Origin of the sequence: Eggerthella sp. 1_3_56FAA (assembly GCF_000185625.1) — a bacterium.
GTDB lineage: Bacteria > Actinomycetota > Coriobacteriia > Coriobacteriales > Eggerthellaceae > Eggerthella > Eggerthella lenta.
The window spans coordinates 382,137-390,181 of the sequence record NZ_GL622580.1 but is presented as its reverse complement, the minus strand read 5'-3'; the positions used below and the strand labels follow the sequence as shown (position 1 = coordinate 390,181).

The 8,045-nt window shown below is 59.2% G+C and carries 7 protein-coding genes; 5 read left to right on the top strand and 2 right to left on the bottom strand.

Going from position 1 to position 8,045, the window contains the following annotated elements:
* The coding region (locus tag HMPREF1023_RS07105; protein ID WP_009305520.1) for a CHAP domain-containing protein at nucleotides 1-1,042 on the top strand (1,042 nt) is incomplete at its 5' end.
* Here HMPREF1023_RS07105 and HMPREF1023_RS15235 read toward each other — a convergent pair.
* Nucleotides 1,039-1,533 (bottom strand): helix-turn-helix domain-containing protein, encoded by a 495-nt coding sequence (locus HMPREF1023_RS15235; RefSeq protein WP_175282520.1) that lies wholly within the window; start codon nucleotides 1,531-1,533, stop codon nucleotides 1,039-1,041. The two genes, HMPREF1023_RS07105 and HMPREF1023_RS15235, sit on opposite strands and share 4 nt — an antisense overlap.
* A 595-nt stretch (nucleotides 1,534-2,128) precedes the next feature.
* On the opposite strand from HMPREF1023_RS15235, the gene HMPREF1023_RS07095 reads away from it, so the two are divergent.
* Genes HMPREF1023_RS07095 through HMPREF1023_RS07080 form a run of 4 tightly spaced genes read left to right on the top strand, consistent with a single transcriptional unit; the run spans nucleotide 2,129 to nucleotide 6,978 of the window.
* A complete protein-coding gene (locus HMPREF1023_RS07095; protein ID WP_009608954.1) occupies nucleotides 2,129-3,706 on the top strand; it encodes an ABC transporter substrate-binding protein in 1,578 nt (525 codons plus the stop codon).
* 17 nt (nucleotides 3,707-3,723) lie between these two features.
* On the top strand, nucleotides 3,724-4,701 hold the full coding sequence (locus tag HMPREF1023_RS07090; protein ID WP_009305518.1) for an ABC transporter permease: 978 nt from the start codon (nucleotides 3,724-3,726) through the stop codon (nucleotides 4,699-4,701).
* A complete protein-coding gene (locus HMPREF1023_RS07085; RefSeq protein WP_009305517.1) occupies nucleotides 4,685-5,500 on the top strand; it encodes an ABC transporter permease in 816 nt (271 codons plus the stop codon). The genes HMPREF1023_RS07090 and HMPREF1023_RS07085 overlap by 17 nt, the downstream gene beginning before the upstream one ends.
* Nucleotides 5,497-6,978, top strand: a complete 1,482-nt coding sequence (locus HMPREF1023_RS07080) for an ABC transporter ATP-binding protein (protein ID WP_009305516.1) — start codon at nucleotides 5,497-5,499, stop codon at nucleotides 6,976-6,978. Before HMPREF1023_RS07085 ends, HMPREF1023_RS07080 begins: the two co-directional genes overlap by 4 nt.
* Before the next feature lie 9 nt (nucleotides 6,979-6,987).
* On the opposite strand, the gene HMPREF1023_RS07075 is transcribed toward HMPREF1023_RS07080, so the two are convergent.
* Entirely contained in the window at nucleotides 6,988-7,536 is a 549-nt protein-coding gene (locus HMPREF1023_RS07075; protein ID WP_255346936.1) for a thioesterase II family protein, read from the bottom strand.
* Between the last annotated feature and the right edge of the window lie 509 nt (nucleotides 7,537-8,045).

Sequence of the window (8,045 nt, the reverse complement as noted above, 5' to 3'; positions counted from 1 at the left end):
CCGGTTCGCGCGCATGGCCGCGCTCCAGGCGCGGGCGGCAACTGCGGCGCTCACCGGTCTTGGGTCGTCCGCTGCCGCAGTGGTCGTGGTGACATGCCTCGCGGCGTTCGTCGCCACCTCGGCGTTCGGCATCTTCCTCATGGGCGGCGACATAGGCGACGGCAACCCCCCGCTCCGCGAGGTGGTGGCGGAGATAGACGCCGAGCACGCCGCCAAGGTGGAGGAGGCCAAGGCGTCGGCGGAATGCGACGAGGTTTCGGTTTCGGGCGGCAAGAGCCCGTGGAAGGAAACCCTCGCCGTGTTCGCGGTCAAGCTGGCGGCAGACGCCGAGAACCCGCTCGACGTTCTGACGCTCGACGCCGCGCGGCAGGGCGCGCTGCGCGCCGTGTTCTGGGACATGAACTCCATAGAAACCGAGATAGAGGAAGCCGAGCCGAGCGATTCCGACGGCGAAGACGCCCCGCCCGCCAAGGTGCTGCGCGTCACGCTCTCGGCCAAGACGGCGGAGCAGATGGCGTCGGCCTACGGGTTCGACGCGGGGCAACTCGAAACGCTGCGCGAGCTTCTGGACGAGCGCCACGACGCCGCATGGCGGGCCGTACTCCACGGGATCGCGGGCGGCGCCGCCGACATCGTGGAGATCGCCTCGAGCCAGCTGGGCAACGTGGGCGGCAGGCCGTACTGGTCATGGTACGGGTTCGAGAGCCGCGTGGAATGGTGCGCGTGCTTCGTGAGCTGGTGTGCGAACGAGTGCGGGTACATCGATTCGGGCGCGGTGCCCAAGTTCTCCTACTGCCCCACGGGCGTGCAGTGGTTCAAGGCCGCAGGCCGCTGGCTGCCGGGAGGCAGCGCGCCGGCGCCTGGGGACATCGTGTTCTTCGACTGGGACGGAGACGGCGTCTCCGACCACGTGGGCATCGTGGAGTCGTGCGACGGCTCCACCGTGCGCACCATCGAAGGCAATTCGGACGATGCGTGCAGGAGAAGCGCCTACGGCGTCGGAAGCCCTTTCATTATGGGGTATGGGGCGTGCTCTTTCTAAGAAATCTCTATCCATCTTGCCAATAAAGGCAGCTCCAAATGACGCAAAACATCGTTGCACTCGTAGATGGTTAGGCTGTCGTTCATGGACAGCAACTCTCTGTATGCCTCATGAAGCTTACACCCTCCAAGGTAATAACCCGCCGCATTGAAAAGATTCTCGGATTCTTCCAAAGAGAGTCCGAGGCCTACGCAAAATTGCATCACTGTTTCTGGTTTAGGACGATCTGCAAGTTGACCATATTTGATTCGCTCGTAAGTTTTCTCCGACAGCAAAGTACGTCTGCAGAACTCGCTTTTTGAAATGCCAAGCTTCAAGACGTACTTCGCAGAAAGCAGAGAAAATGGTGCTGTCTCTCTTTCTGACCCGCTGCTATCGTGTTCGATTGACGCTGGAGTGCCATAAGCTTTCCCCATCGTCTTCTTGAAGAGGCGGTCTCTTAGTCGATAGCAACACTCCGTTACTTTTTGAGTAATGGCATCCTCCTTCACGGCTGGGCACCTACCTCGGTTGGCGCTGCCAGCGCAATAAGCCCTGGGGGATTTAGTCTTCAAGGTCGAACTCCCTCAAGCCAACCTCCTTTTGGCGCCTGCGTTGTTTTGCTCTCAAACCGAATTGCTCCCGGGATGCATGCTTTTCACTGTCTCCATCAGAAAAAGAAGAGGGCGTAATCGCAAGCTATTTGCAAAGCGTGCCTTTCTGACCACATGGCTAAAAAATCTTTGCCACCTGCAAGCAAAAAAGCGCGTGCAGGGAGCTAGTGGGCTGGAGAGACCGATTTGATTCTGAGGATATCAGGAGACCCCCTTCGTCGCTTCAAATACACTTCTCTACTACTCGCTTACGACATATTGCCGAGCCGGGTATCAAACCAGTTTTTCTGTTAATCAAACTAAAACTGATTTGTAAAACACGGCTTTAAAAGAACGGTTGTGCAGGTTTCAATCGAAAGCCACCAACAAAAAAGTTAGACATAGAAACCTTTTATCTTTATAATGTCCTTGTTCTAATTGGACAGTGTCTATCTAAATATAAAGGAATAGATGCTGATGTACGGGATGATATGAAAAAATGATTGGAGCGGATATGTCACAAGATGAAACAATGCTGGGGAAAGGGGTTCTTTCTCGCCGTGACTGCGTGAAGCTGATGGGAGGCTTCGCCATCGCCATGGGCACGGGGTCGCTGCTTGCTGGCTGCTCGTCGGGCACCAGTGATTCCGGCGAGGGCGCTTCTCAGTCGGATGAGACGCCCAAGACGTTGCGGGTTGCCATGATGGGCAGCTCGACGGACACGTTGGATCCAGCCACCTTCAGCACGCTTCTTCCGTTGGCGATTGCGCTCAACGTGTACGACTCGCTTATCCTCCTGCGCAACGGCGTGGTGGAGAACTCGCTTGCCGAAAGCATCGAACCCAACGAGGATGCGAGCGCTTGGACCGTCACCCTTAAGGACGGTGTGAAGTATCATGACGGCGAGACCGTCACGGCTGAAGATGCGCTCTACAGCCTCCAGTACGCCGGCACCTCACCCATGTACTCGTCGTTCTACGCGAACGTCGATTGGGAGGGCAGCTCGGTTGTGGACGAGCGCACGTTCACGCTCCAGCTTCTCTCGCCGCAAGCCACCTTCTGGGACGAGGTCGTTTCCGCCGTCACCTTCGTGTTCCCGGCGGGCAGCGCCGGCGACGATTTCTCTGGCGACATCGGCAGCGGGCCCTTCAAGCTCGTTTCCTTCTCTCCCGACACTGGAGCCGTGCTTGAGAAGAACGCCGATTACTGGGGAGGCGCTCCGGCCATCGACACGGTTGAGATCGTCCCCATCACCGATCCCGAGACGAGGTACACGGCGCTCACGAGCGGCGAGGTCGACTTCGCCCACCAAATCTCGACGACGAACGCGGCCACGCTCGAAGGCCAGTCCGGCTTCAACGTTTTGAACGGCGGCATCGAGAATTCGAGTTCTTTCCGCTTCTGCCTCAACGCGTCCGCCGCGCCTTTCGATGATCCCGAGGTACGCGAGGCCCTCAAGCTTATCGTCGACCGCCAGACCATGAACGACACCATCTTCCGCTCTGCGGGTGTGGTTGGCAATGATGTGCTTGGCCAGGGTATGCCGGGCTACAATGATTCCCTCGAGCAGCGTGCTTACGACTTCGACACCGCCAAGAAGGTGCTCGAAGAAAAGGGCGTGACCGAGCTCGAGATCACGACCGCCGAAACCACCACCGGCGTCAACGATTCTGCAGAGATGCTCAAAGCCCAGCTGGAGAAGGCGGGCATCACGGTGTCGGTGAAGGAGATCGATCCGACGACGCTGTTCTCCGACATGAACAACATCTACGGAGCGCAGATTTTCGCAACCTATCTCATCAATCGCCCGTATATCGCTTCGGCCGTCATGTACACCGGTGGCAGCTCGCCGTACAACTTCAGCCAGTGGAAGGATGACGAGTACGATTCCCTCTTGGCCCAAGCAACCTCGGCAGTGGATGAGGCCGACCGGGCGGAACTCCTCAACCAAGCACAGGAGCGTCTCTGGGCCGAGGGCGGCGATATCGTTTGGGGATACTGCGCCGATCTGAGCGGGCAGGTAGATGGCCTCGACGGCATAGACATCACGCTCTCGGTGCCTCTGTTCGCCAAGGCAACCCTCTCCGCTTAGCGAATCGGACGAAGGGCATGTCACCGAACGCCGACCGTACGGGAGGGCACCGCGCACTGCGGATACTCTCCCGTATTCTCCTCTTCGCGATCTCGCTGATCTTCACGTGTCTGCTCGTGTTCCTCGCCCTTGAGGCTCTGCCCGGCGATGCCGCCACGCAGCGTCTCGGATTACAGGCGACTCCCGAGCGTGTGGCCGAGCTCACGCAGCAATACGGCCTCGACAAGCCGGTACTCTATCGTTTCGTTCTCTGGTGCGCTCATGCGCTGCAGGGCGACTTCGGAACCGTTCTTGCGTCGGGATTACCCGTAGCCGACGCTATGGTCGGCCCTCTTGCGCGAACTGGAGTGATTTTTGCGATCTCGCTTGTTTTGGTGATTGTGGTCGGCACGGCTGGTGGCATTTTCGCGGGTCTTCATGGCGGCAAGGCGGCAGACAAGATTGTGAGTACGCTTGCGCTTGCTGTTGTGGGAACACCCGAGTTCGTTGTCGGATTCTTTCTCATCTTGGTGTTCGCGACGCAGCTCGGGTGGTTTCCCGCCGTATCGCTTCTTCCCGTTGGGAGTGGCTCGATGTTCGACAAGCCCATCATCATGGTGCTTCCCATCGTCGCCATATCCCTCATCGGGGCTTGCACCCTTGTGCGCCCGGTGCGCGCCGTGGTCGAGCGGGAGAACCAAACGCTTCATGTCGAATCGGCCCGACTTTCTGGTCTGCCGGAAAGAAGGGTGATCGTCAAAAACCTCTTGCCCGGAATCGTCGCCCCCGTTGCGCAGTCGGCGGCTTCGGTCGTACCTTATCTTATTGGCGGCACGGTCATCATTGAATCCCTTTTCAGCTTTCCCGGCTTGGGCACGCTTCTTGTCAACGCCGTGCTCAACCGCGAGCCCGATTTGCTCATGGCTTGCTCGGCGGTTGTCATAGCGGTGTCGCTTGCGGCTTTCTGGATTGCCGACGGGTTGGGAAGGAGGCGGTCCCGTGAGATCGAAGCGTAGCATTAGCGAGAAGCTGCTCTCTTGGCCCGATCTTGTGCTTCTCGTCTTCTTCATCGCTTTTCTCGCTCTTGCGCTCGCCGGATCGCTTTCCCCGGCAGACGGGACAAGCACCGTGGGGGCCGCGTTCATGCCTCCGAGCGCCGAGCATCCTTTGGGCACCGACGGGCTTGGCCGCGATGTTTTGGCGCGCCTCATGCACGGCGGCGCGCACCTTATCGCCGTTGCCGCTGTTTCCACCGCCGTCGCCGCTGCCGTGGGCGTGGCTCTCGGGTTCGCCGTGAGTGCGAAGGGCAGGTTCGCCGATGTGTTATCGTACCTGCTCGATCTGCTGCTGGTCATTCCTTCGATACTCGTAGTCATGGTTCTTGTGTTCGGGCTTGGTTCGGGAGTGGGGACGATGATCGTGGTGACCACGGCGGTGTCGGCACCCTACATAGCTCGGTACACGCGCTCGCTCGTCCGTCCCGTGGCCGCATCGCCTTATGTGACGGCGGCGCGCCTTTCCGGCGATTCGGCGGCGAAGACGGCTGTGCGCGAGGTGCTTCCGAACTTGGCGGTTCCCTTGGCAACCACGGTGGGCATGAGGTTCATCAACTCCGTCTATCTTGTTGCGACGGCCGCTTTTCTCGGGTTCGACCCCCTCGGAACGGGCTCCGACTGGGGAACCATGATACAGACGGGCGTCACGGGCATCAGCCTGAACCCGTGGGCCGCGCTTGCTCCCACTATCGCGATTGCCTGCATCACCATATCGGGCAATCTTCTGCTTGATCGAATAGGGAAAAGGAGCAACCTGTGACGAACGGATCGGACGCGATTGTCGAGATAGCGGGCCTTTCGATTGCAACTCTCGGGGGTAAACGCGTTATCGACGATCTGTCGATAGAGATTTTGGCCGGAGAAAACCGCGCTCTCGTCGGAGAATCGGGGTCGGGCAAAACCACGCTCGCCCTCGCGCTCATGGGACGCATCCGCAGCGGCCTCGTCCACGAGGCCGGAACGATCTTCGTCGACGGGGCGAACGTGCTTTCTCTCAAAGGCTCATCGCTGAGGCGCTACCGGGCGGAAACGGTATCGTGGCTGTCGCAGGATCCCGCTCTCTCGCTCACGCCCCACATGACGGTGCGCGCGCTGCTGTCAGAATCCGTCCCGATGGACGACGAGGACGCGCTCGGCTTGCTTGGCAGGGTGGGCCTCTCGGGTGTCAAAGGGCTGCTCGACCGGAGGCCGCGCTCGCTTTCCGGAGGGCAGCGTCGACGTGTGGCCATCGCCAAGGCCATCGCGTCGAAACCTCGCGTGCTTATACTCGACGAGCCCACTGCCGGCCTCGACGGAGCCACCGCCGATGAGGTCGTGGCCACCATCAAGGGAATCTGCGCCGAATCGGGAATGAGCGTTGTCGCCATCACCCACGACCTTGATGTGGCCGGCAAGTTCGCCGAATCCGTCACCGTCCTCAAAGAGGGCTGCGTTCTCGAAACGGTTTCGCATTCCGAGCTGATGAACAACCCTGGAACCGATTACGCCCGCAAACTCGTTGACGCCCAGCGGCTTGAACGGCGTCCCGGCGATGAAATGGATTCATCCGCCGGTGCCCCTGTGTTTTCAGCATCAAGCTTCGATGTCGTGACGCCCGACGGCAAGGTTGCAACGAGGAATGCCGCGTTTTCGATCAATCATGGCCGGGGGCTTTCCCTTTTCGGGCCTTCGGGGTCGGGCAAGAGTACGATTGTCAGGGCCATCACGGGAGAGCGCCCTGCGGAAAGAGGTTCTGTGGCGCTCGATTTGGGCGATGGGGATATGCATGTTCTCGCGCGCTCGTTCAAGGATCGGTCGCAAACCGAGCTTGCCGCCGTGCAGATGGTGCCGCAGGATCCTGCGACAAGCCTCAATCCCGCGCTTTGCGTGGACACCCAGCTTTCTCGCGCCGTCAGGCGGGTGCATCCTCGCTGGTCGAGGAAAGAGGTGAGGGAGCGGGTCTCGGAGCTTTTGGCCTTGGTGCGTTTGCCCGACGAGATCAAACGCCAGCACCCCCGCTCGCTTTCGGGTGGACAGGCCCAGCGCGTTGCCATCGCCCGGGCCCTCGCCCATGAGCCCAAGGTGCTTGTTTGCGACGAATCGACCTCCGCCCTCGACCCCACCACTCAAAAGGACATCCTCGATACGTTGAACCAGCTGAAACGAGACGAGGGCTTGGCGCTTGTCGTTGTCACCCATGCGGAAAGAGTGGCGCGCTACACCTGCGAGGAGGAAATCGCCGTGCCTTTCGAGGGTTAGTGTGGCGATCTAGACGCTGGATTGTCTGTTGTTGTGCAGCGTTTCGACTAGAGCAGTGGCGACTTGGGAAACATCGTCCATGAAGTAAAAATGCCCTCCTTGGAAATGCCTCATCTCGAAGAAGCCTGTCGTAACGTTTGCCCAATCCCTCATTTCATTCTCCAGAGCTTCCGGATCGTCCTTCCCTAAGAAAGCCGTAACGGGACAGTCGATGCCCATCTCATAATTTTCTGTAGGAACGTACTCTTCTATCAGTTTGTAGTCGTTCCGAATGATCGGCAAAAATATATCGCAGAGTTCGTCTATCTCGAGCACCTCGGGAGATATTCCGCCTACGCGAAGCAATTCTTCCCTAAATTCGGCATCGTCATAGAGGTGGACGTGGGCCTCTCTGATGCTCGAAGGAGCTTCTCGGCTTGATACTATCAAATGCGAAGGGCCATGCAGTTTATCCAGCGCTGCGATTCGAGCTGCTTCATGGGCAAGGGAGGCCCCCATGCTGTGTCCGAAATAGGCAAAAGGTCGATCTTCAAAATATGCGGACGCTGCTTTGGCGATTCCTGACTATTGCAGCGCTTTTGCTACACCGTTCCACGCTCCACTGCTACAGCGCTCCATGGCAGACTGCCACACCCTAACAATCTAAATTGCCACGCGCCCCGAAAGGGGCGCTTCCTTTTCCGCCACAATTCCGATGGGCACAAAAGTGCCCATCGGACCATTGCGAGAAAGGAAGAAAAAATGGTCAAGTACAGAGAAATACTTCGGCAAAGGGCGATGGGGGTGAGTGTCAGGAACACAGCGTTCTCGTGCAGGTGCTCCACCGCAACGGTAAGGGCGGTGACCACCCGCGCGAAGGCGCACGGCCTCGAGTGGCCCTTGCCGGAGGAGATGAACGATGCGGCGATTCGAGCCGTCATCTATCCGGCAAAGGAGCGATCCGATATGTCGAAGGCGGAGATCGACCATCCCCGCATCGACAAGGAGATGAACCGTCCCGGCATGACCATGCTGACGCTTTGGAGGGAGTACTGCGAGGACGCCCTGGCATCGGGCATGGAACCCTA